This is a genomic window from Lentzea sp. NPDC051208, from assembly GCF_040682435.1.
In the GTDB taxonomy this organism is placed as follows: Bacteria; Actinomycetota; Actinomycetes; order Mycobacteriales; family Pseudonocardiaceae; genus Lentzea; species Lentzea kristufekii.
The window spans coordinates 63,953-86,627 of sequence record NZ_JBFBAW010000011.1; the positions used below are offsets into that span (position 1 = coordinate 63,953).

The 22,675-nt window shown below is 68.6% G+C and carries 21 protein-coding genes; 13 read left to right on the plus strand and 8 right to left on the minus strand.

Annotated elements, in window-relative coordinates:
- The first annotated feature begins 89 nt into the window (after window positions 1-89).
- The 4 genes from AB0M48_RS26085 to AB0M48_RS26100 all read left to right on the plus strand — a co-directional run bounded on the left by AB0M48_RS26085 (window position 90) and on the right by AB0M48_RS26100 (window position 3,350).
- The gene (locus tag AB0M48_RS26085) at window positions 90-407 is read left to right on the plus strand and encodes a hypothetical protein (protein WP_363846700.1); all 318 of its coding nucleotides are present in this window, start codon (window positions 90-92) and stop codon (window positions 405-407) included.
- A gap of 157 nt (window positions 408-564) precedes the next feature.
- Window positions 565-1,038, plus strand: coding sequence for a carbonic anhydrase (locus AB0M48_RS26090; protein WP_363846702.1), 474 nt, complete (start codon window positions 565-567; stop codon window positions 1,036-1,038).
- A 12-nt stretch (window positions 1,039-1,050) separates the two neighbouring features.
- Complete coding sequence (locus AB0M48_RS26095; protein WP_363846704.1) at window positions 1,051-2,379, plus strand: SulP family inorganic anion transporter; 1,329 nt, start codon at window positions 1,051-1,053, stop codon at window positions 2,377-2,379.
- A 158-nt stretch (window positions 2,380-2,537) separates the two neighbouring features.
- A complete protein-coding gene (locus tag AB0M48_RS26100) occupies window positions 2,538-3,350 on the plus strand; it encodes a DNA/RNA non-specific endonuclease (protein ID WP_363846706.1) in 813 nt (270 codons plus the stop codon).
- Here AB0M48_RS26100 and AB0M48_RS26105 read toward each other — a convergent pair.
- Complete coding sequence (locus AB0M48_RS26105; RefSeq protein WP_363846708.1) at window positions 3,340-6,204, minus strand: NACHT domain-containing protein; 2,865 nt, start codon at window positions 6,202-6,204, stop codon at window positions 3,340-3,342. The genes AB0M48_RS26100 and AB0M48_RS26105 overlap by 11 nt on opposite strands.
- Window positions 6,205-6,256: 52 nt before the next feature.
- Window positions 6,257-8,176: a helicase-associated domain-containing protein gene (locus AB0M48_RS26110; protein ID WP_363846710.1), complete on the minus strand. Its 1,920-nt coding sequence runs from the start codon at window positions 8,174-8,176 to the stop codon at window positions 6,257-6,259.
- A 75-nt stretch (window positions 8,177-8,251) separates the two neighbouring features.
- On the opposite strand from AB0M48_RS26110, the gene AB0M48_RS26115 reads away from it, so the two are divergent.
- Window positions 8,252-8,893 (plus strand): DUF2461 domain-containing protein, encoded by a 642-nt coding sequence (locus tag AB0M48_RS26115; RefSeq protein WP_363846712.1) that lies wholly within the window; start codon window positions 8,252-8,254, stop codon window positions 8,891-8,893.
- A gap of 16 nt (window positions 8,894-8,909) precedes the next feature.
- Here AB0M48_RS26115 and AB0M48_RS26120 read toward each other — a convergent pair whose 3' ends face one another.
- Entirely contained in the window at window positions 8,910-10,112 is a 1,203-nt protein-coding gene (locus tag AB0M48_RS26120) for a transposase (protein ID WP_363846714.1), read from the minus strand.
- Window positions 10,113-10,165: 53 nt separating this feature from the next.
- Complete coding sequence (locus tag AB0M48_RS26125; protein ID WP_363846715.1) at window positions 10,166-10,513, minus strand: VanZ family protein; 348 nt, start codon at window positions 10,511-10,513, stop codon at window positions 10,166-10,168.
- Between the two features lie 64 nt (window positions 10,514-10,577).
- Here AB0M48_RS26125 and pyk point away from each other — a divergent pair, with 64 nt between their 5' ends.
- The 3 genes from pyk to AB0M48_RS26140 all read left to right on the plus strand — a co-directional run bounded on the left by pyk (window position 10,578) and on the right by AB0M48_RS26140 (window position 13,687).
- Entirely contained in the window at window positions 10,578-12,002 is a 1,425-nt protein-coding gene (gene pyk / locus AB0M48_RS26130) for a pyruvate kinase (RefSeq protein ID WP_319982176.1), read from the plus strand.
- A gap of 104 nt (window positions 12,003-12,106) precedes the next feature.
- On the plus strand, window positions 12,107-13,018 hold the full coding sequence (gene tesB, locus AB0M48_RS26135; protein WP_363846718.1) for an acyl-CoA thioesterase II: 912 nt from the start codon (window positions 12,107-12,109) through the stop codon (window positions 13,016-13,018).
- A 102-nt stretch (window positions 13,019-13,120) separates the two neighbouring features.
- Window positions 13,121-13,687, plus strand: coding sequence for a Uma2 family endonuclease (locus tag AB0M48_RS26140; RefSeq protein ID WP_363846720.1), 567 nt, complete (start codon window positions 13,121-13,123; stop codon window positions 13,685-13,687).
- On the opposite strand, the gene AB0M48_RS26145 is transcribed toward AB0M48_RS26140, so the two are convergent.
- Complete coding sequence (locus tag AB0M48_RS26145) at window positions 13,684-14,190, minus strand: Lrp/AsnC family transcriptional regulator (RefSeq protein ID WP_363846722.1); 507 nt, start codon at window positions 14,188-14,190, stop codon at window positions 13,684-13,686. The two genes, AB0M48_RS26140 and AB0M48_RS26145, sit on opposite strands and share 4 nt — an antisense overlap.
- Before the next feature lie 60 nt (window positions 14,191-14,250).
- Here AB0M48_RS26145 and AB0M48_RS26150 point away from each other — a divergent pair, with 60 nt between their 5' ends.
- On the plus strand, window positions 14,251-14,844 hold the full coding sequence (locus AB0M48_RS26150) for a LysE family translocator (RefSeq protein WP_363846724.1): 594 nt from the start codon (window positions 14,251-14,253) through the stop codon (window positions 14,842-14,844).
- Here AB0M48_RS26150 and AB0M48_RS26155 read toward each other — a convergent pair.
- Window positions 14,827-15,129 carry a DUF2218 domain-containing protein gene (locus AB0M48_RS26155; protein WP_093597188.1) on the minus strand — a complete coding sequence of 101 codons (303 nt, stop codon included), beginning with the start codon at window positions 15,127-15,129 and terminating at the stop codon, window positions 14,827-14,829. The two genes, AB0M48_RS26150 and AB0M48_RS26155, sit on opposite strands and share 18 nt — an antisense overlap.
- A gap of 121 nt (window positions 15,130-15,250) precedes the next feature.
- Here AB0M48_RS26155 and gndA point away from each other — a divergent pair, with 121 nt between their 5' ends.
- Together gndA and dacB are read left to right on the plus strand one after the other, a co-directional pair.
- Entirely contained in the window at window positions 15,251-16,681 is a 1,431-nt protein-coding gene (gene gndA, locus AB0M48_RS26160) for an NADP-dependent phosphogluconate dehydrogenase (RefSeq protein ID WP_363846727.1), read from the plus strand.
- Entirely contained in the window at window positions 16,678-18,207 is a 1,530-nt protein-coding gene (dacB, locus tag AB0M48_RS26165; protein WP_363846729.1) for a D-alanyl-D-alanine carboxypeptidase/D-alanyl-D-alanine-endopeptidase, read from the plus strand. The genes gndA and dacB overlap by 4 nt, the downstream gene beginning before the upstream one ends.
- A 55-nt stretch (window positions 18,208-18,262) precedes the next feature.
- On the opposite strand, the gene AB0M48_RS26170 is transcribed toward dacB, so the two are convergent.
- Both AB0M48_RS26170 and AB0M48_RS26175 read right to left on the minus strand, forming a co-directional pair.
- Window positions 18,263-20,491 carry a SulP family inorganic anion transporter gene (locus tag AB0M48_RS26170; protein ID WP_363846730.1) on the minus strand — a complete coding sequence of 743 codons (2,229 nt, stop codon included), beginning with the start codon at window positions 20,489-20,491 and terminating at the stop codon, window positions 18,263-18,265.
- 382 nt (window positions 20,492-20,873) lie between these two features.
- Window positions 20,874-21,191: a hypothetical protein gene (locus AB0M48_RS26175; RefSeq protein WP_089917134.1), complete on the minus strand. Its 318-nt coding sequence runs from the start codon at window positions 21,189-21,191 to the stop codon at window positions 20,874-20,876.
- 164 nt (window positions 21,192-21,355) lie between these two features.
- Here AB0M48_RS26175 and AB0M48_RS26180 point away from each other — a divergent pair, with 164 nt between their 5' ends.
- Together AB0M48_RS26180 and AB0M48_RS26185 are read left to right on the plus strand one after the other, a co-directional pair.
- Entirely contained in the window at window positions 21,356-22,201 is an 846-nt protein-coding gene (locus tag AB0M48_RS26180) for a helix-turn-helix transcriptional regulator (protein WP_319982168.1), read from the plus strand.
- A gap of 12 nt (window positions 22,202-22,213) precedes the next feature.
- Window positions 22,214-22,414, plus strand: a complete 201-nt coding sequence (locus AB0M48_RS26185) for a DUF397 domain-containing protein (RefSeq protein ID WP_363846733.1) — start codon at window positions 22,214-22,216, stop codon at window positions 22,412-22,414.
- Window positions 22,415-22,675 lie beyond the last annotated feature (261 nt).

Sequence of the window (22,675 nt, forward strand, 5' to 3'; positions counted from 1 at the left end):
TGCGGGCGAACTCAGTTTCGTATATCGCGAAGGTTGTCCACTTCGGGCGAAACTGATAGCTGTAGATCAACTCGGTCGGGGGGTGAAGCATGCGCAGTGTTCTTCTCGCTGTCGTCATCGCCCTGTGCGCCGTGCTCACCCCGGCCGTGTCGACCGCGTCGATCAGCGCGCCGCCGCCGAAGTCGAAGACCTCTGCCCCCAAGGAGGAAGCACCTCGCGAGGAGCGGGAGCCGAGCCGCCTGCGCCTGCTGGTCGCGTCCGTCGACCGCACGTCCAGAGAGGCCGGTCCGACCTTCTTCCGGGTGTTCACCCCGCGCGCCGTTCCCGGTGTTCTCGTGCTCGTGTCCAACGCCGAACCAATGGTGGTCTGGCGCACACCTCCTGCGCTGCAGGTGTTTCGCAACTGATCGGTCCCCACTACCCGATCACAAACCGAACACTTCCACTTATGCAGTGAGGGACTCCATGGACTTCCATCGCTTTGTTCAGCATGCCCGCGCACACGCCGCATCGCGTTCCCGTGCGCTCGGCCGTGAGCTCGCCGCAGGTCAGCAACCCACCACGATGTTCATCACGTGCGCTGATTCGCGCATCGTGACGGCCGCGATCACGGGCGCCGAGCCCGGTTCGTTGTTCGAACTCCGGACCGCGGGCAACGTGATCCCGCCCTATTCGCTCACCGCGCCCAGCAGTGAGATGGCCACGATCGAGTTCGCCGTGCTGCAGCTCGGCGTCAGCGAGATCGTCGTCTGCGGCCACTCGCACTGCGGTGCGGTCGGCGCGTTGCACGGCGGCGGCATCGACCACCTGCCCGCCATGCGCGGCTGGCTGCGTCCCGGACGGCCGCGCAAGTCGTCCGACCCCGCGATGCGCGCGGAGGGGCAGGACCACGTGCGCGCCCAGCTGGAGGTCCTGCTGGCCTACCCGTTCGTGGCCGACAGGGTCGCCTCGGGTGAGTTGCGCGTCCACGGCTGGTTCTACGACATCGAGACCGGTCAGGTCTCCGCGTGTGCCGAGCACGCCTTCCTTCCGCTGTAGGGGTTCGACGTGATGAAGAAGAACTGGACCGATCTCGGCGCATCGGTTGTCGTGTTCCTCGTGGCGCTGCCGCTGTGCGTGGGCGTGGCGGTGGCGTCCGGGGTGCCGGCCGAACTCGGCATCGTGACCGGCGTGGTCGGCGGCATCGTCGTCGGCCTGCTGCCGGGCAGCACGATGCAGGTGAGCGGACCGGCCGCCGGTTTGACGGTGTTGGTGGCGGATGCCGTCTCCCGGCACGGGATCGCGGCGCTGGGCGTGATCGTGCTCGGCGCAGGCCTGTTGCAGGTGGCGCTGGGCTTAGCGAGGTGCGGACGCTGGTTCCGCGCGATCTCCCCGTCCGTGGTGCAGGGCATGCTCGCGGGCATCGGGCTGGTGCTGATCTTCGGTCAGCTCCGGCACCTGACGGTGTCGCCGGTCGCGCTGGCGCTCGGCCTGCTCACGGTGCTGATCATGCTGCTGTGGCAGCGGACTCCGTTGCGCGTCGTGCCGGGCATCCTGGTCGGCGTGGTCGTCTGCACCGGGCTGGCGGTGGCGTTCGGGTCGCCGGTGGACCGGATCACCGTCGGCGAGCTGTCGACTGACGTGCACCTGCCCGACTTCTCGTTGCTGGACACGGGAGTCATCGGCACGGCGGTGGTCTTCGCCCTCGTCGCGTCCGCCGAGTCGATGTTCAGTGCCGCCGCCGTCGACCGCATGCACGACGGCCCGCGCACGCAGTACAACAAGGAGCTGGTCGCGCAGGGCGTGGGCAACACGATCTGCGGTCTGCTCGGCGCGTTGCCCATGACGGCCGTGATCGTGCGCAGCTCGGCCAACGTGTCGGCCGGGGCCCGGACGAAGGCGTCCAGGGTGCTGCACGGCTTCTGGCTGCTGCTGTTCGTGGTGCTGCTGCCGGGGTTGCTGACGCTGATCCCGGTCGCCGTGCTGGCGGCGGTGCTGGTGCACGCCGGGTGGAAGCTGCTCGGGCTGCGTGACGTGGTCGCGTCGTGGCGCACGGACAAGGCCGAGAGCTTCATCTTCGTCCTGACCGCGGGCCTCATCGTGGGCACCGATCTGCTCACCGGCACCGTGGCCGGCCTGCTGGCCGCGGTGATCAAGACGGCGTGGGACGTGTCCCGGCTGTCGGTGGTCGTGACACCGGAGGGCCTGGCGTTGCGGGGCAACGCGACGTTCCTGCGGCTGCCCGTGCTGCTGGACGAGCTCGACCGCGTGGACCGGGAGCACGTCCGGATGGACCTGAGCGGGGTCCGGCACCTCGACCAGGCCTGCGGGCAGGCGATCGACCAGTGGGTGGACCAGTCCCGGCGGGCGGGCAGGACCGTCGAGCTGGTCGGCAGGTAGCGGAAGGCGCCGCGACCGTGTGGATCGCGGTCGCGGCGCCTTGCGCGGACGGGAAACTCGTCGAGAAGAGCTGATGAACACTGGGCCGTTCGGGTGCATCCGGCTAACGGCCGTGTGAGAGATGTCGACCCTGCAGATGAACCAGTAGGGGGCGACACATGACCAGCGCAGGCTTCGACGCGAAGTTCCTCGGCACCGCTGCCGGGATCCCCGTCCTCACCGAGTCGGGGGCGGCCGACGCGGTCGAGCTCGACGGCTCGACCACGATCGACTACACGCACTTCTCGCTCGCGATGAGCAAGTCGCGCAAGTTCGCGAGCTGGGTCGCGTGGAACATCGACGGCGGAGAGATGAAGGCGCTGAGCCGCACCGGCATCCCGTTCGTCAAGGACCCGCGCGTCCCGGCCGAGTTCCAGGCCGGTGACGAGCTCTACCGCGACAACCGGCTCGACCGCGGCCACCTCGCGCGCCGCGCCGACCTGTGCTGGGGCCCGAAGGCCGAGGCGCAGAAGGCGAACAGGGACTCGTTCTTCTTCACGAACATCACGCCGCAGATGGACGACTTCAACCAGAGCACCAAGGAAGGGCTCTGGGGCAGGCTCGAAGATGCGGTGCTCGCGGACGTCGACGTCGACGACCTCAAGGTCAGCGTCTACGGCGGCCCGGTCTTCAACGCCGACGACAGGGTGTTCCGCGGCGTCGCGATCCCGCGTGAGTTCTACAAGGCGATCGCGTTCGTGGTGAACGGCGAACTGCGCTGCAGCGCGTTCCTGCTCACCCAGAACATCGTGCTGGCCGAGGCCCTCGACCTGGACGAGTTCCGGGTGTTCCAGGTGTCGCTGACCGAGCTGGAGAAGCGCGTGAGCCTCACCTTCCCGGCCGAGCTGCACGCCGCCGACACCGCGTCCGTGCAGCTGCTGGACGAGACCGAGCGCAAGCCGCTGGACAGCCTCGCCGACATCAGGTGGTGACGGTCAGGCCGGGCAGGGCCTGACGCAGTTCTTCCAGGCGGGCAGGCGACTCCGGCTGGTGCACCACCAGGTGTTCCAGCTTCGGCAGCGTGCGCAGGTCGTCCGCCGCCGGCACCCCGAACACCTCCAGCGTCGTGATGGTCGGCCACCGCTCCAGCCCCGCCAGCGGGTAGGGCGGACGGTGGTCGATCGCCAGTTCGCGCAACGAGGGCAACGCCGGCAGCGCCGCCAGCCCTTCGTCGGTGCCCGAGTCGCGGATCTGCAGCCGCCGCAGTGAACCGCCCTCCAGCGACGCCAGGTCGACGCGGCTGAAGTGCAGGTGCAGCTCGTCCAGGTCCTTCACCGGCGCCAGGTCGATCCGGCCGAGCGGACGGCACCGGCTCAGGTGCAGCTCCTTCAGCGACCGCGAGGGGCTCAGCGGCGAGAGGTCGCGCATGACCTCGTTCTGCCACAACTCCAGCCGGTGCAGCGAGGGCATGGCGCCCAGCGGGTCGAGCGGGTCGATGTTGCCGATGCACCGCACGTACCGCAGCTTCTCCAGGTGCATGATGAACTGGATCCGGTGCCAGCCGCGGACGTCCACCCGCCGGTCACCGAAATCCACTTTGGACAGCACGGACCGGGCGTAGGACTCCGCGTCCGGTGTGTTCCGCCACGCCCGCAGCAACTCGTCGATGACCATCGCGTGGTCCACGGCGACGAACTCCGCGATCCGCTCCCACGCGCCCTCGCCACCGATGTTGGCCAGCGTCCGCACGATGTACGCGGCCTCTTCGGACGCCTCGGGGCCGGGCAGGAGGTCGACCACGAACGACCCGGCCTCGGACAACGCGTCGGCGTGCGCGAAGCTCTTCGGCGGGATCAGCGAGGAGGCCGCGGCCGTCACCTGTGCCCGCGCGGTCTCCGGTTCGATCACGTCGGCCTGGTCGAGGCACGCCAGCGCGAGCAGTCGCAGCTTGTCCCGGCCGCGCTCGTCCTTGCGGGTGTCGTCGTTGCCCGCCAGCAGGTCCATCAGCACGCGGGCCCGTTCGCGCGGACGGGCGTGCGCGACCGCCATCACCACGACGTCGTGCCACTCGTCCAGATGTGCCCTGTCCACCAACAGGTTCAGGTCGCCGGCGTCCACGACCTCCTTGGCCGCCAGGTAGTCCCGGAACGTCCGGTGCACGAACTGCACGCGCTCCGGGGACACCTCCCGCAGCAGCCCGGCCCGTTCGAGCAACCGCTGCATCGCCTCGTCCGGGTCGATGTCGTGCGACCGCAGCCCGCGCATCGCGTTCCCGAGCCGGTGCACCGCTTCCTCGCGCGGCACCATCAACTCCCGGTTGCGCACCAGCGAGTACGCGAACCGTTGCAGCAGAACGAGTTGCTCCTCCTTGGAGAACGACGGCAGCGCGAGCCCGCGGTCCTCGTCCCACCGCACCAGCAGCAGGTCGAGCGCGGCCTCGTACAGCGACCGCCGATCGCGTGGCAGGTGCATGTTCCGGTCCTGGTGCAACGCGCACAACAGCCCCGCCAGCAACGGACTCGACGCCAGCCTCCGCAGGTCCGGCCGCTTCACGAGCGTCGCCACCAGCCGCGCCTCGCACTCCGTCAGCCACACCCGCGCGTCGCGGGAAAGCCCTGGCTCGTCGCGGGCGGCGGTGTGCCAGGCCTCCACGAAGTCGCGCACGCCCTTGTCGCTCAACGGCAACAGGTCGAACGCGGCGAAGTCCAGGTCCTCCAGCCAGTCCTCCGGCACCGCGGCGGGCCGGGTCGTGATCGCGTACCGGGCCTGCGGATAGGCGTTGACGAGCTTCTCCAGCCACAGCCGGGCCTCGGCCCGCCGTTCCCACACCAGCTCGTCCACGCCGTCGACCAGGACGAGCGCGCGTCCTTCCCTGAGCCGCGCGGTGACCCACCCGGACGGCTTCTCCTCCTCGATCATCGAGGCCGTCGAGGAGATGAACTCCTCCGGCTTCGGCAGCGTCGTGTACTGCCGCAGCGGCACGAAGAACGGCACCAGCCCGAGCCACTCGTTGCCCGAGGTCCGCGTCTCGCCCAGGGCGTTCATCGCGAGCCAGCGCAGGAACGTCGTCTTGCCCGCGCCCGCACCGCCCCTGATCAGCACCCGGGGCGTGTCCGCGAGCGCCGCCGCCACCGGCAGCCCGGCCCCGGTCAGCTCGTCGGTGTCACCGACCCGCGCCACCGCCAGCGACACGTACGAGGTGTCGAACGACTGCCTGCGCGGTGCCCGGCCACGCGACACCGCGAACAGCTCCAGCCCGCCCAGCGCGTGCGCGACCTGCTCGGCGTAGCGGTCCTCGAAGTCGCGGTGCGACGACGTGAGCGCCAGTTGCCGCTGGTCCGCGAGCCGCGCCACGGCATCCGCGGTCGCCCGGCCCATCCGGAACATCTCGACCGCGAGCCGCCGCGCGTACTCCGGCTGCGACCACACCAGCTCCACGATCGCGACGCACACCCGCAGCAGCAACGCGTCGTAGACCGCCGTCGCCTGGTCGGACAGCCCCGCCGCCCGCCGGATCGCCGCGGACTTCGCCATCACGTGGGCGCGCAGCGACTCGGGCGTCAGCATGATCCGCAGCGCCTCTTCCGGACGCAACGGCAGCGAGGCCTCGATGGACTCCCGCACCGCGTCCACCGCGGCCCGCCACTCGTGCTCCTCGACCGTGCTCAGCTCACCGCGCGCGAGCTCCGTGCTGACCCGTTCGACCAGCGGTCCCGGCCTGGTCAGCTCGCGCCGGCGCTTCTTGTCCTTGGCACCCTTGTGCACGACTTCGAAGAGACCGAGCAGCACTCGCTCCAGCACGGTCTCGAGCACCATCAGCAGTCCGGCGGAAAACGGGTCGGCCACTTCTCCAGTATCAGCACGTGATCACCGGAGCCGAGCGGACTTCACCAGCTGTTCATTCCGGTAGCGCGACCTTGCGGAAGTGCCCGATGGCGAACTCCCGGCTCGTGCCGTCGTCGCAGTCCGCGGTCAGCACACCTTCGAGGTGCTTGGCCGGCACGATCACGTGCGTCTCGGTCCGGCGCGGCCCGCTCGCGTACTTGATCTCGACGCGGCTCCCGTCGACCAGCGCCGACGACAGCAGCACGACCTCCTCGTCGCACAGGAAGACGTTCTGGTCGCGCAGGATCCGCGCGGCGTCGGCCCGCGGGGTGCCCCGTCCCGCGCTCGGCCGTTCCTGCTCGACCAGCCGGACCGCGAGCCGGGTCAGCTCCTGGTCGTCCATCTCCGTGCGCCACGACCGCTCCGGGCGGCGCTCACCCCTGGCCGGCGCCCGCAGCCGTTCGACGGTCTCCACCACGGACTTCTCGCCCGCGTCCAGCCCCGTCGGCGCGTACCCGCACCGGCGTAACGCCGAGAGCGTCTCCGCCATCGGCCGGTCCGACGCCAGCACCGTCGGCGCGAGGAACCGCAGCTTCAGCGACCCGAGCCGCTTCGACTTAACGATCTCCTGCAGCAGCAGGGGATCCGAGGCCCGCACGCAGCTCGCCACGTCCGTCACCGTGAGCTGCCCGTGCCGGCGCGCCACGTCCCGCACCTGGTACTCGATCACCTGCGGCAGCGCGGCCTCCGACACGGACTTCAGCCGTGCGAGCACCTCGTCGGCCGACAGACCGGAGTCCAGCGCGCGCCGCACCGAACCGGCGGACAGCCGCCACACCCGTGCCGCGTCGTTGTCCTCCAGGTCCGCCACCAGGTTCAGCGTCGCGCTCAGCTCCGGCGCCGGCAGTCCGTTTACGACCGCGGTCATGTCCGTCTGGAACGCGGCCTTCTCCGTCGCCGGCGGCATCAACGCGTCCGCGGCGGCGTCGACGTCTCCGTCGTGCAGCACCGCCGCCCCCAACGGCGTGAGCGCGCCACCGGCCACCAGGCCCAGCGACTCCATCTCGCCGATCACCGCCGCCGTCGCCCTGGGGTCGTGCACGGCGGGGCGTTCCCAGGCCAGGTCCTCGACCAGTTCGCCGATGTCCGTGAAGGCCTCCTGCGCCGAGAACCGCTCCAGCGCACCGCGGCGCAGCACCAGTCCGGCGGCACCGGTGTAGTCCCGCAAGGCCGCCCGCGCCAGGTCCGGCTCCGGCCGCCAGTCCATCCGCCGCCAGGCCGCGACCAGCGCTGACAGCCGTGCCCCCGGCTGTGAGCCGAGCCACGCGTCACCCTGCTCGGTCGGCAGCAGCCGGGACCGTTCCACCCCGACCAGCTGGGCCTCGGCGGCGAGCTCCAGCCACAGCCGCAGCACGCCGTCCGCGACCCGCAGCGCTCTGGCGACCCGCCGGATCTCCACGGTCGCCACGCCACCGGTGTAGCGGGCGTCGAACGTGTCCTGCTCGCAGTGCGCCAGCAGCCGCGCCACGCCGTCCACAGTGGACATGGCAGCGACGATGGGCGAGATCTCGGACGCCCTGCGCCTGCCGGGGGCCTTCGGCCGCAACGTCAGCTGCTCCTGCGCCGCTCCGTTCGCCCGCACGGAGTTCACCGCGACGAGCCGCGGCCCCTCCGGCCAGGCCAGCGCCCGTTGCTTCAGCTCACCGAACGCCCGCTCGAAGTCGCCGGCCGAGCACCGCAGCTCGGCGCACACCGTCTCGGCCGTCCCGGTGTTGTTCTGCGCCACGATCGCGCCGAGCACGTCGAGCGCGCCCTGGTCCAGCGTGTCCTCGGCCGCGTGCACCGACTCGGAGTCGGTCAGCTGCGTCGCCAGGTCCTTCAACGTCCGGATGTAGCGGTCGGCGATGTCACGACGGTGCACGAGTATCGCGGCCACCTCGTCCGGCCCGAGTTGGAGGAGCCAGGTCGCGAGCGCGTTGATGCGGCGGGGCATTCACCGGATTATGGCCTGATTGTGTGCCCTCAAACGAATTTTCACGCTCATGGGCGATCCGCCTAGGCTGACTCGGTGACGTTCGACGGTTTCGGCGAGTACGCCATTGACTTCTACGACGGCCTGGTCCTCGACAACTCGAAGGCGTACTGGGACGACAACAAGGAGACCTACCTGCGCGACGTGCGCGCCCCGATGGAGGCGCTGATGCTCGCGCTCGAGAAGGAGTTCGGCGAGGGCAAGATCTTCCGCCCGTACCGCGACGTGCGGTTCGCCAAGGACAAGACGCCGTACAAGGACCACTGCGGCGCCGTGATCGAGAAGGGCCGCGGGGGCGGCGCGTACTACGTGCAGCTCAGCCCCGAGGGCCTGATGACCGGTGGCGGCTCGTTCCACATGCAGTCCGACCAGCTCGCCCGCTACCGCGCCTCGGTGGACGCCCACGGCGTCCTGCTGCGCAAGATCGTGGACAAGCTGGTCAAGCAGGGATGGCAGCTCGCCGGTGACGTGATGAAGTCGAAGCCGCGCGGGTTCGCCGACGACCACCCGCACCTCGACCTGCTCCGGCACCGGTCGATCTACGTGCGCAAGGTGTGGGAGCCGGACGACGTGCTGCACGAGCCGGGCTGCCTCGACCGGGTGCGCAAGTCGTGGAGGCAGCTCAAGGAGTTCAACGCGTGGTGCGAGGACCACGTCGGCTTGTCTCCTTCTCGCTGAAGCGAGAATTCCTGGCTCACGCTGCCTGGCCGTCCGGCGGACGGCCAGGTCTTGTGCGATCAGCACCAGCCGGGACGAAACCTGCCCGGTTGATCATGACATGCGCGGAGTTGACGTCTCGAGGACGACTGTTTCCGCACGTCTCGCACGTGTAGATGCGTTGACCGAGCGGTAGTGCGTGCTTGTTTCTCGCTCCGCAATTCGCGCAGTCCGTGGTGGTGTGCCTGGGGTTGACGAGCCGTAGGTCTCGTCCGTGCTTGGCAGCCATCGCGATCAGTTCGCGCTTGATTGCGCCAATCGCCGCGTCGGCTGCTTTGCGTGCCATGGTGGATTTCGCCAGGAAGCTGGGCTTGAAGTCTTCCACCGCAATCTGGTCGAAGTCCGTGACCAGGCGCTTTGCCCATTTGCGGCCGACGTCCTGCCGCTGGCGGGAGACCTGCTTGTGTGCCTTGGCGGTCTGACGTCGGGCCTGTTCGTACCCTTTTGAGGCAGGTTTGCCTTTCGCTGGCTTTCGGCGGGCCATCTGGCGCTGGTACCGAGCCAGCCGCTCCGATGCGCGCTTGCCGTGCTCTGGATGCGGCAGGTTGTGCGAAGGGCTGGACGTGGTCGCCAGTTCGCGTACGCCCCAGTCAACGCCGATCACCCTGTCGGTTCGTGCGAGTGGCTGCAACTGAGCTGGAACCACGAATGACGCGTACCAGTGGCCCAGGCTGTCCTGGAAGACTCGGACGGACGACGGGCTCGCCGGAAGTTCACGTGACCACACTGGCCGTACCGAAGCGCCTCCAGCCAGGCAGAGTTGCCGATGAACGAGGCGAAATCCGCGCTTCGTGTAGTTCAGGGTCGGCCGTGTGCCGCGCTTCTTCCGGTATTTGGGCAGGCCGGAACGACGGTGGACTGGGACTCCTGCCTTGAGGTCCTTCAGAGCTTTGGCTCGCGACCGTCCGAAGTCACGGATCGTCTGTTGCTGGGTGACACTGCTGCCTTCCCGCAGCCAGGACGTCGAGCGGCGCGCGTCCGTCAGCATCTTGTCGAGATCAGCCGGACCGCACGTTCTCTTGTCCAGGTCAGCGGTCTCCGCCTTGTTCGCGAGGTGCAGCTCCCGGGACTTGGCCACGCACTCGTTCCAGACCCACCTGCAGCGGCCCCACTCCGCCACCAGCAGCGCCTCCGCATGCTTCGACATGCGAAGGCGGTAGGTGTAGCGGGCGTGGTCCATTCATCCACGACAGAACACGCGTTCGAGTTCAAATGAGTCGGCCTGCGTCTCGTTCAACGGCCTTTGTCTGGTTGTGAAGTTCTCCACGCCGAGAACTTCGTGAAGGTCAGCCAGCCGAGACCGATCCCGAGCACGTCCACCAGGGCGTCCAGGACGTCGCCGCTGCGGTGCAGCGGCGTGATGACCTGCTGGAGCACCTCGGAGACGCCTGCGTAGGCCACCAGGACGAGCAGAATGTGAGGAATCTTCGCGCACAGGCCGGTGAACGCGAGCAGGGCGAACAGCAGCGTGTGGACCACCTTGTCCGTACCGGGCGGAGAGCTCGGCACACCTGACTCGGGGGTGAACAACACGACGACGCTGAGCGACACCGCGATCACGAACGGAAGTACTCGACCCATTGTCAGAACATTACCGAGGAGTAGTTCGGGATCGGTCCAGGAACGGGGTCTACTCTCTCTACACGTGAGTCGACGCGCAAAGATCGTCTGTACCCTCGGTCCCGCCACTGGCACGCCGGAAAAGGTCCGTGACCTGGTAGCGGCCGGTATGGACGTGGCCAGGATGAACTTCAGCCACGGCAGCCATGCCGACCACAAGCAGGTTTACGACATGGTCCGCGCGGCAGCCGACGAGTCCGGCCGCGCCGTGGGCATCCTCGCCGACCTCCAGGGCCCCAAGATCCGCCTCGGCCGCTTCGCCGCGGGTCCGGTGGACTGGAACAACGGCGACGTCGTCCGCATCACCGTCGAGGACGTCGAGGGCACGCACGACCGCGTGTCGACGACGTACAAGGAGCTCGCGAAGGACGCCAAGGTCGGCGACCGCATGCTCGTGGACGACGGCAAGGTCGCACTCGTGGTCGTCGACGTCGAAGGTTCCGACGTCGTCTGCGAGGTGACCGAGGGCGGACCCGTCAGCAACAACAAGGGCCTCTCGCTGCCCGGCATGGACGTCTCCGTGCCGGCGCTGTCGGAGAAGGACATCGAGGACCTCGAGTTCGCGCTCTCGCTGGGCGTGGACTTCATCGCGCTGTCCTTCGTGCGCTCGCCCGCGGACATCGACCTGGTCCACCAGATCATGGACCGCTCGGGCAGCAAGCGCCTCCCGGTGATCGCGAAGATCGAGAAGCCGGAGGCCGTGGACAACCTCGAGGCCATCGTCCTCGCCTTCGACGGCGTCATGGTCGCCCGCGGTGACCTGGGCGTCGAGCTGCCGCTGGAGCACGTCCCGCTGGTGCAGAAGCGCGCGATCCAGATCGCCCGCGAGAACGCCAAGCCGGTCATCGTCGCGACCCAGATGCTCGACTCGATGATCACCAACTCCCGCCCGACCCGCGCCGAGACGTCCGACGTCGCGAACGCGGTGCTCGACGGCGCGGACGCCCTGATGCTGTCCGGCGAGACCTCGGTCGGCCGCTACGCCATCGAGTCCGTGCAGACCATGGGCCGCATCATCGAGGCCGTCGAGACCGAGTCGGTCGTCGTGCCGCCGCTGACCCACGTCCCGCGCACCAAGCGCGGCGTGATCTCGTACGCGGCCCGCGACATCGGCGAGCGCCTCAACGCCAAGGCCCTGGTCGCGTTCACGCAGTCCGGCGACACGGTCCGCCGTCTGGCCCGCCTGCACACGCACCTGCCGCTGCTGGCGTTCACGCCGGAGCCGGCCGTGCGCTCGCAGCTGTCGCTGACGTGGGGCACCGAGACGTTCCTGGTCCCGCGCGTCGAGTCCACCGACGAGATGGTCCGCCAGGTCGACGTCGCCATGATCGAGATCGGCCGCTACCAGGCCGGTGACCTCATGGTCGTCGTCGCCGGATCGCCTCCCGGCACCATCGGCTCGACCAACCTCATCCGGGTGCACCGCCTGGGCGAGGACGACCACGCCTAGTGGTCCGGCTCTCAGCCGGGTACGTCGTGATGCCGGCCCCGCGCCCTCATACTGGTTGTGAGGGAGCGGGGCCGCTGCCTTGCTGAGACGCTAGGAGTTCTGCTGTGACTGAGGCCGCCCGTGCCGCTGCTACGAGCCCGTCGGGCCTGAGCGGACAATCCGCAGTGGACGACCTGGTCGCGTTGCTGGATCTGGAACGCATCGAGGAGAACATCTTCCGCGGTGTCTCGCCCGCGGAGTCGCCCGTGCGCGTGTTCGGCGGCCAGGTGGCGGGCCAGGCCCTGGTGGCCGCCGGCCGCACCGTCCCGGTGGAACGCAGGGTGCACTCGCTGCACTCGTACTTCATCAGGCCCGGCGACCCGCGCGTGCCGATCGTGTACGAGGTGGACCGCATCCGCGACGGCCGCTCGTTCACCACCCGCCGCGTCGTGGCGGTGCAGCACGGCAAGGCGATCTTCGCCCTGTCCGCCTCGTTCCAGGCCGAGGAGCAGGGCGTCGAGCACTCCTCCGAGATGCCCGAGGTGCCGGACCCCGAGTCGCTGCCGACGTGGACCGAGTCCGCCAAGAGCTACCCGCTGGTGAACCTGAAGTTCCCGCGCCCCATCGACGTCCGCTACGTGACCGAGCCGCCGTGGGAGTCCCGTGAGGACGGTCCGGGCGAGGCGGCGTCGCGGGTGTGGATGAAGGCGGACGGCAAGCTGCCCGACGACCCGATGCTGCAGCTCTGCATCATGACCTACGCCTCGGACATGACGCTGCTGGACGGCGTCCTGGCCAAGCACGGTGTCTATTGGGGACTCGACAAGGTCCTCGGCGCCTCCCTGGACCACGCGATGTGGTTCCACCGGCCGTTCCGCGCCGACGAGTGGCTGCTGTACGACACGTCTTCGCCCACCGCCTCCGGGAACCGCGGGCTGGCGACCGGGCGGTTCTTCACGCGGGACGGGCAGCTGGTGGCGACCGTGGTGCAGGAGGGGCTGATCCGGGTGATCAAGTCTTCACCCGATGAGGTGTGAGTTCGCACCAACGTTCGAACCACCTGAGTGAGTGATCAACCTCCCTGTTCGGCGAGCCGATGCTTACACTTGTCTGGTAGTCGAGCTCGAAGCAGAGGGATGGTGAGCGCCTTGACCGCGCAAGCCTGGCCGGAGCACCTGGTGACCTTGGACGAGTGGGACGCGATGCCAGAGGACAAGAACCTCGAGCTCGTAGATGGAGTCCTGCACGTGGTGGCTGCCGCAATACCTCAGCACCAGAAGGCTCAGAGCAGGCTGGACAACTGGCTCGACGAGCAACTGCCGCCGAGCTTGGTCTCTTACCAGGACGTCGATGTCGTGATCGACGGCTCACAGCGCCCGACCGTGCGCAAGCCGGACATCGTCGTGGTGACCGCAGAAGCGGCGGACCGCAACCCGAAACGCTTCGAAGCGGAGGACGTGATCCTCGCGGTAGAGATCGTGTCCCCTGGCTCCGAGCGCGTTGATCGCGTCACCAAGCCCATGCAGTACGCCAAAGCGGGAATCGCGCACTACTGGTTGGTCGAGCTCGGAGATCCGATCAGCCTGACCGCGTTCGAACTCGTGGATGGCATTTACAAGCATGTGGAAGATGGCGTAGGCGAGGTTGAGCTGACTCGGCCCGCCCCGCTGAAGTTCGATCTCGACGCATTGACGCGCCGGCGTTAGATCTTCCGGCGCCGGTGAGTCGGCCGCAGGTTCACCGGCGGTGTCAGCGCACGGGTCTCCACCCGCTCCAGCACCACCGAACTCGTCAGGTTCCGCACCTCCGTCCGCGAAGCGATCTTGTCCATCAGGAACGCCTGCAGGTGCGTGGAATCGGCAACGGCGATGTGGATCAGGAAGTCGGCCTGCCCGGACACGTGGAAGATCGAGCGGGTCTCCGGCTGGGCCATCACGAACGCCCGGAACCCGGCCACCACGGTCCGGGTGTGCGGCCGCACGTTCACCGAGATGACGGCCTCCAAGGGCAGTCCGGTGGTCGCGGGGTCGACCACCGCGTGGCACCCCGTGATCACACCCAGATCGCGCAGCCGCCGCACCCGCTGCAAACACGAGGAAGGCGCCAGTCCGACGATCTCCGCCAGGGCGCGGTTGGGCAGGGTCGCGTCGTTCTGCAACTCCTCCAGGATGTGCCAGTCGACCGAATCGAGTTCGGCTTGTTCGCGCATAATCGAACATCGTACTGACCTGCTGGAACTCACACGAACAAACCGTCGACGATCTGCGCCATGCACATCGCGTGGACGTCGTTCCTGCTGGCACTCGTGGTGATCACGGTCGTGCCCGGTCCCGACTTCGTACTGGTCATGGGGAACGCGGTCCACAGCCTCCGCAAGGGCGTCGAGGCGGCGCTCGGCGTGCTCACCGGGCTGCTGATCCACGGGATGCTCGCGACGGTCGGGTTGTCCGCGCTCGTGGCGGCCGCGCCGACGGCGTTGTTCGTCGTGAAGGCGGTCGGCGCGGTGTACCTCGCCTACGTCGGTTTCATGACGCTGAGGTCCGCCAGCAAGCCGATCGAGAGCCAGCCGCGGCAGAAGAACGTGTTCCTGCGCGGCATGTTGTGCGATCTGTTGAACCCCAAGGTGATGCTCACGTTCCTGAGCCTCATCCCGCAGGCGATGGACCCGAACGCCGCGCCCCTCCCGCAGGCGGCGATGCTGAGCGCGGTCACGGTCGGGGTGTTCGCGGTGTTCTGGGTCATCGTGGTGCCGTCCGCGCGTCAGCTGGGCAGGCTGCTCAGCAGGCACCGGTCCCGCGCGGTGTTCGAGCGGGTCTGTGGGACCGCTCTCATCGGGCTGGCGGCATCAGTTCTCGCTACCTGAGTCCCACGTGACGGACAGTTCGTCACGCGTTCCGAAGCGGACCAGGTGCCGTTCGACGACGTCGCGCAGGCGTGCCACGTCCTCCTCCGACGTGCACACCACGCGCATGATCAGCGCGTCGTCCGAGGCCTCGAACTCCGCGAGGCCCGCGGAGAAGCGGACGAAGCCGCGGGTGTCCTCCCAGGACCCTTCGAGGTCCTTGGCCGTGAAGTGCTTCACCAGTTGCGATCCGTACCTGGGGGCACGGTCGGTCGCCGAGCGTCCCACGCTCGTGAATTCCGTCATGAAGCCAACTTACGCCTAGCAATACGTACCGGCACGTGACGCGGTTCACCTGCCAAAACGAAGTCTGAGAACACCCTGTGACGTCTCGCGAAACCGGGAAGAACACGGCAGGCTGTCCGCTATGACGGAAGGCAAAGCACGTATCGCGGTCACCGGTCTCGCCACCATGGGAAGCAACCTCGCGCGCAACCTCGCGCGCCACGGCTTCAAGGTGGCCGTGCACAACCGGACGCCCGCGAAGATGAAGGCCCTGCTCGACGAGCACGGCCACGAGGGCGACTTCGTCGGCGCCGAGACGCTGCAGGACCTGGTGGACAGCCTGCAGACGCCGCGCCAGATCATCATCATGGTCAAGGCGGGTGGCCCGACCGACGCCGTCATCGACGAGCTGAGCGGGCTCCTGGAGCCCGGCGACATGGTCATCGACGGCGGCAACGCCCACTTCAACGATACGCGCCGCCGTGAGGCCGCCCTGAAGGAGAAGGGGCTGCTGTTCGTCGGCGCCGGCATCTCCGGTGGCGAGGAGGGCGCGCTCAACGGCCCCAGCATCATGCCGGGCGGTCCGGCCGAGTCGTACAAGCACGTCGGCCCGGTCTTCGAGGAGATCGCGGCCAAGGTGGACGGTCAGCCGTGCTGCGTGCACGTCGGCCCGGACGGTGCCGGGCACTTCGTGAAGATGGTCCACAACGGCATCGAGTACGCCGACATGCAGCTGATCGCCGAGGCGTACGACCTGCTGAGCCGCATCGGCGGGCAGACGCCGGCCGAGATCTCCGAGGTCTTCACGCAGTGGAACTCAGGCGACCTGGAGTCGTACCTGGTCGAGATCACCGCCGAGGTCCTCAAGCACGTCGACGTGAACGGCACGCCGCTCGTCCAGGTCATCGAGGACGCGGCGGAGCAGAAGGGCACCGGCCGCTGGACCGTGCAGGAGGCGCTGGAGCTGGGCGTCCCGGTCACCGGCATCGCCGAGGCCGTCTTCGCCCGCAGCCTGAGCGGTCACACCGACCAGCGCAAGGCCGTGCGGGACGCGTTCGGTGCCAGCGAGGTCGTCGCGAAGCCGGACGCCGAACTGGTCGACGACGTGCGCCAGGCGCTCTACGCGTCGAAGGTCGTCGCGTACGCGCAGGGCTTCGACATGATGCGCGAGGCGTCGAAGAACTTCGACTGGAACATCGACCTCGGCGCGATGGCCACGATCTGGCGTGGTGGCTGCATCATCCGCGCGCAGTTCCTCAACCGCATCCGCGAGGCGTACGACGCGAACGCGAACATCGCGTCTCTTCTGGTGGACGAGTACTTCCGCGACGCGGTGCAGAACGCCGAGGCCGCCTGGCGCAGGGTCGTGGTCCGTGCGGTCGAATCCGGTGTGCCGACGCCGGGCTTCGTGTCCGCTTTGGCCTACTACGACGGACTTCGCTCCGAGCGACTGCCCGCCGCGCTCGTGCAGGGACAGCGGGACTTCTTCGGGGCGCACACGTACAGGCGCACCGACAAGCCCGGTAGCTTCCACACGTTGTGGTCGGGTGATCGATCAGAGGTGGAAGCGTGAAATTTCGAATTCTGGGGGCGGTCGTCGCTGTGGCGGCAGGGGTGTCCCTGACGTCCAGCGGCGGCGCCGTGGCGGGCGGCAACGAGGCCCTCACGGCTGATCTCGACACGATCCTGGCCGACAACGCGCTCAAGGGCGCGGACGTCGGCCTGGTCGTGCGGGACGCCAACTCCGGCGAAGTGATCTACACCAGGCAGAGCAGCAGGCGTTCCCAGGTGGCGTCGAACATGAAGCTGCTCACCACGGCGACGGCGCTGGACCTGCTGGGCCCGGACTACCGCTGGAAGACCGAGCTCGTGTCGAGCGGCACGAAGTCCGGGTCGACGCTCAACGGCGACCTGGCGCTGCGCGGTGGTGGCGACCCGACGATGTCCCGGCTGCGCTACCAGCAGCTCGCGGACACCTTGAAGGCCAGCGGTGTCACCACGGTGAACGGCGCGCTGGTCGTCGACGACACGAAGTTCGACGCGCAGCCGTACGGCACGGGCTGGGCGTGGGACGACGAGCCGTTCTCCTACAGCGCGGAGACGTCGGCGCTCACGCTCTCGCCGGACGCGAAGTTCAGCGCGGGCACGGTGGTCGTGCGCGTCAAGCCGGGCGCCGCGGCGGGCGCCCCGGCCGTCGTCACGACCGAACCGGCGAACGACCACGTGCAGGTCGTGTCCACGGCGACGACCGGCAACGCCGGCCTCTTCGTGGAACGCGAGCACGGCACGAACCGGATCATCGTCAGCGGGTCGACCTCCGTCGAGACCACCAGGCTCTCGTCGGTCAAGGACCCGGCCGGTCTCGTCACGTCGGTGTTCCAGAAGGCGTTGCAGGCCAGCGGGATCACCGTCAACGGCGGTGTGAAGCGGCAGAAGGCGCCGGCCGGTGCCGCCGTCCTCGCGAGCGACACGTCGATGACGCTCCGCGAGCTCAACGTGCCGTTGCTCAAGGACAGCAACAACATGCTGGCCGAGGTGCTGGTCAAGACCGCGGGTGGCTCGTTCACCAACGGCATCAACCAGCTCAGCACCAAGTGGTCCGGCCTGGGCGTCGACCCGAACGCGGTCGAGGTCTTCGACGGCTCCGGCATGTCCCGGCTCGACCAGTTCTCGCCGGACGACCTCACGTCGGTGCTGATCAAGGCGAGGACCAAGCCGTGGTTCTCCGCGTGGCAGGCCTCGCTGCCCGTCGCCGGTGTCGACGGCACGCTGGTCAACCGCATGAAGAACACCCCGGCCGCGGGCAACGTGAAGGCCAAGACCGGATCGCTCTCGGGCGTCTCGGGCCTGGCGGGCTACGTGAAGACCGCGGCGGGCCGCGACCTCGTGTTCTCGGTGGTGCAGAACAACGTCCTGCTCTTCAACAACCCGAAGAACGTCGAGGACAGGATCGCCGTGCGCCTGGCCTCGGAGGGCGGCTCGGTGTCGCCGCAGGTCCAGTCGGTGCCGCAGCAGCGCAAGGCCCCGGCGCAGGACCGCGCGAAGGTTCCCGCCCAGCAGCGCTTCGACGTGGAGTGCTCCTGGATCGGCACCTGCTAGCAGAACGTCCCAGGTGGAGCCGCCCCGAGCGTTTTCGGGGCGGCTCCTCGTCCTGCTACGCCGGCGCCCGGACGGGTTCGAGCCCGTTGCGGTCCGGGTCCACCAGGTACACGCGGGCGTTCGAGATGTCGAAGTACAGGCCCTTCAACGTGAGCGTGCCCGCCACGATCGCCTCCCGCACGCTCGGGTAGCCGAGCAGGTTGTCCAGCTGCTGGGCGACGTTCGCGACGGAGAGCCGGTCCGCCACCGGCAGTTCCGCACAGCCGGGCGCCGTCGGCGCGTGGAACCGGATCAGCGACGGTTCGGCGTTGCGCAGCCACGAGTGCAGGTGCGATCCCCGTGGCGCGGACCCGTTGACCAACGCCTTCATCGCACCGCAGTCGGAGTGTCCGCACACGACGATCGTGCTGACGTTCAGGACCTCCACGGCGTACTCGATCGCCGCCCCGACCGACTTGTCGCCGGCGGACGACATGGGCACCAGGTTGCCGATGTTGCGCACGCAGAAGAGGTCGCCCGGCCCCGACGTGGTGATCAGGTTCGGCACCACGCGGGAGTCCGCACACGTGATGAACAGCTGCTGGGGGCGCTGCCCGCGCATCGCCAGTTCGTGCAGGAACGGCCGCACCAACGGCGCGGAACGGCGTTCGAACTCGTGCATCCCGCGCAGCATCGGGTCGCTTTCGGCCAGAATCGACGCAGACGAAGCCCGCTGGGCCGGCAACGTGACGGCGTCCGGCGTGCCCTGCCAGTGCGACCACGGCGCGAACCAGCGCGGCAGCGGGCCGGGCAACGTCTTGTGCCGCCCCGGTTTGCCCTGGTTGGCCTGATCGAACCAGGTGTCGTGCACCTCGTCGACCCGCACCCGCCCACCGAGCCGTTCGTAGCCCTCGCGCCAGTCGTTGATCGCCTCGTAGGACGCGTGGTCCAGGTAGTCGATGTGCAGTTCCAGCACGACGGTCTGGCCCTGCGGCATCGCGCGCAGCTCGCGCACGAGCCGTCCGACTCCCAGGAACACCAACGATCCCCGCACGCACACGCGGTTGCCCTCGACGCGCACCGAGCAGTGCGTCAACCGGTAAAGCGCGCGCAGCAACGCGATGACGAGCCCGGCGACCACGCCTTCCAGCAGTCCGAAGAGGACGACGCCGAGGACGGTCGCGGCGTAGACCGCGAACTCCCCGTGCTGCAACAGGTTCCGCATCCGCTCGAGCGACACGAGCTTGAGCCCGACGACGAACAGCACACCCGCGAGCGCGGACAACGGGATCAGCTCCAGGGCGGGGGTGAACGCCAGCACCGCCACCGCGATCCACAGGCCCTGGAAGATCGCGGCGTACCGGGTCTTGGCTCCCGCCGCGACGTTCGTCGAGCTGCGTGCCAGGCCACCGCTGATCGGGAACCCGCCCAGCGCGCCCGCCAGCACGTTGCCGGTGCCCTGCGCGATGAGCTCCTTGTCCAGCCGGGCGCGCGGCCCGTCGTGCAGCCGGTCGGTGGCGACGGCGGACAGCAACGACTCCATGCTCGCCACCAGCGCGACCGTGACGACGGCCATGACCACCGTGCCGGCGCTGCCCCGCGGCAGCTCCGGGAACGTCAGCGCGTGGCTGTCCGGCAGGTCGACGTGGGAGACGCCGAGCCGCAGCCCGATCGCCAGCGAGGTCGCCAGAATCACGGCCACCAGCGGCGCGGGAACCAGCGAGGCGCGCGGAACGCGCGGCCACAGCAGCAGGACGGCGATCGCCACCGCACCGGTGATCACCGAGCCCTGCGAGGCGCCGGCCAGTGCGCCCGGCAGCAGGGCGAGGTTCGCGGGCACGGACGACGCCGCCGTGCCGCCCAGCACCACCACGAACTGCCCGGCGGCGATCGAGATGCCGATGCCCGCGAGCATGCCGTGCACGATGGCGGGGGACAGCGACATCACCACGCGGCTGATTCCGGTGAGCCCCAGCGCCACCTGCAGCACGCCCGCGGCCAGCGTGATCGCCGCGGTGGCCGCCCACCCGAACTGCGCCACCAGCCCGGCGACGATGACCACGAGCCCGGTGCCCGGCCCGCTGATCTGCAACGGTGCTCCGCTGAGCGCGCCGACGACCACGCCGCCGATGACCGCGGAGATGATGCCCGCCATCAGCGGCGCGCCCGTGGCGTGCGCGATGCCGAGCGACAGCGGGATCGAGATGAGGAACAGCACGAAGCTCGCGGGCAGGTCGTGCTTCAAGATCAGCGGAGGACCGTGCGGGGTGTGCTCGCCGGCGTTGGACCTGGTCAGATGGTTCACGGGTTTCCCTTTGCTGGACAACGGCACAGCCCTGTGCGACGGACGCACAGGGCCGGGGGGAGGGGAGCTGCGAAGGGTGCGCTCTAGAGGCGCTCTAAGGGCAGCAAGCGGCGCGGCCGGACGGCATCGAGCTCGTCGGCGCGGTCATGCGGGGTCGGCACGGGAACACCTCCGTGTCGGCACAGGCATCGAGGGCCGGACCAGGCTGCGTCGACGTCCATGATGAGGCCGGAATCGCTGTGGTGGCAGATCTTTCAGCCAACCGTGTTGATCTTGACCGGCATCGTCACGCGAGGTGATGACGTAGAAGGGCCGGCTCCGGTCGGGGGGTGCGGAGCCGGCCCAGGTCGGGACGGAACTGAAGAACTATCGAGTTCCGAATTCAGCCTACCGAGCGAAGGTGCTTGCCGTGTGAAGTCTCCTGGCCGACGACGGTCAGGATCAGCTGCGCCGACAGATAAGCACGGCACGGTGCGGGCATCCGCCGTGAGAACCAGCCGCGCTTGCAGGTCGCGCACCGGCCGTGCTCGTCGGGCTGGTGCTCGTCGAGCAACGCCTTCACCACCGCGACCACCCTCGGCAACTCAACCCTGGCGAGTACGAGAGCGGTCTGGTCGTCGCCGCGTTCGGCGAGGTCGGTGAGTGTGGCCAGGTGGGAGTGCAGCGACTTGTCCAGTTGGCTGAACACCGTGACGGCCATCAGGCTCAGAGCTCCAGTCCTTACGTAAGCAGCCCATGCAGACTGTCGCGCCGAACCTGCGATCTGCAAGTTGCAGTACACGAATGGATGACGTCTCTTTGCGGCGCGCTGGTTTGCTCTCAAACTGAGAGCGACCAGAAGGTGGATGGCACCCAGGAGGAGTCATGCGGGGCAGCAGCCCGACCCTGCGCAAGCGCCGGCTCGTGACAGAGCTCCGGCGACTGCGTGAAGTGGCCGGGCTGACGATCGAGGAGGTGGGCGAGCGCCTGGAGTGCTCGGCCTCCAAGATCAGCCGCATCGAGACGGGTCGTGTGGGGGTGAGCCCGCGTGACGTGCGGGACATGCTCAGCGCCTACGGTGCGGACGCCGCCACCCTCGATGAACTGGTCCAGCTGGCGAGGGAAGCCCGTCGCAAGGCGTGGTGGGACGAGTTCGGCGACATCGTGCCCGGTCGTTACGTGGGGTACGAGGCCGACGCGGACTCGATCAGGACCTACCAGGGGCTGATGATCCCGGGCCTGCTGCAGTGCGAGGCGTACACGAGGGCGTTGATCTCCCAGGTGCTGCCGGACGCGCGCGCCGCCGAGATCGACCGGCGCGTCCGGTTGCGCAAGGCCAGGCAGGCCCTGCTGAGCGAGGACGACCCGTTGCGCCTGCACGTCGTGATCGACGAGGCCGCCCTGCGCCGGCTCGTCGGCGGCGCCGAGGTGATGCGCGTGCAGATGGCGCGTCTTCTCGAAGTCGGTGCATTGCCGAACGTCACGATGCAGGTCGTGCCGTTCAGCGCCGGTGGTCATGCTGCGATGGACGGCCCGTTCGTCATCCTGAGCTTTCCCGAGCAGCTCGACTCCGACGTCGTGTACATCGAAAGCACCAGAAGCGGCGTCTACCTGGAACAACAGTCGGACGTCCATTCCTACGCCGAGATGTTCGAGCGTCTCGTGAGCTCCGCCCAGACCCCGCGGGAATCGGCAACCCTGATCACGGAGATCGCTCGCACTCTCGCGTGACTGCGATCGGGAGTGAACAGAGTGGAAAGCTTGCGTTGGCGCAAGAGCAGCCGATCCTCGGCCGGTGGGCCTGACTGCGTGGAGATCGCGCTCGTCCCCTCCGGCACCGCCGTCCGCGACAGCAAGAACGCGGACGGGACGCGGCTGGAGTTCGGTGGCGCGGGATGGGACACGTTCCTCACCGCCGCGAAGACCGGCTCTTTTGTCAGCTGATTGACAGACACAGCGCAAGGCCCTGGCTGGATGATCCAGCCAGGGCCTTCTCGCGTTAGGGGACATGGGTCGGCCGGCGTTCCGCCGCCGCGGGCTGGATGCCCCTTGCACGCCGGCCGACCCACGTCGATCATGGGGAGCAGCGGGTGTTCCGCTGTCCGGTCCAACCTGCTCCGACTCCGAGATCTCGGGTTTCCGTTGATCTCGCCGTCTGTGGTTGGTTGGACACGCTAAGCGTAAGAATGCCTTCTACAGCACGAC